Source organism: Bradyrhizobium sp. 23 (assembly GCF_023073295.1).
GTDB classification, from domain to species: Bacteria; Pseudomonadota; Alphaproteobacteria; order Rhizobiales; family Xanthobacteraceae; genus Bradyrhizobium; species Bradyrhizobium canariense_D.
Genome location: NZ_JADPJF010000088.1, coordinates 150,020 through 150,388 on the forward strand (window position 1 = coordinate 150,020; position 369 = coordinate 150,388).

The 369-nt window shown below is 65.0% G+C and carries 1 protein-coding gene; it reads right to left on the reverse strand.

Translation table 11 applies throughout. The features are described from left to right. Positions 1-100 precede the first annotated feature (100 nt). Positions 101-369 (reverse strand): DUF423 domain-containing protein (locus tag IVB32_RS21665; protein ID WP_247411398.1); only part of this gene is annotated, 269 nt, incomplete at its 5' end.

The window sequence follows — 369 nt, forward strand, 5'->3', positions numbered from 1 at the left end:
GGGTTCTCTCCGCGCGCGCAATAGTGAGTTCGTGGAGAGAACCCCTCATCCGGCGCTTCGCGCCATCTTCTCCCGCAAGGGGAGAAGGAACAAAGAGCCACTATTTCTTTCCCACCACCGCCGCGAGCGTCACTGCCAGCCAGCTCAAGATCATCACCGATCCACCCGTCGGCGCCGCATATGGAAACAGCGAATGGCCGGCATATTGCCGCAAGGTGAGGTCGCCCGCGAACAGCGCGGCGCCGGCTGCGAAGCCGGACGCGGCGATGATGCCAATTCCGCCGTGCAGAAGGCCGCGCCCGAGCAGGGCGACGGTCGCGAGTATGGCGGTTGCATGAAACAGCAGCATGGCGCTTGCGGCGGCGAGCC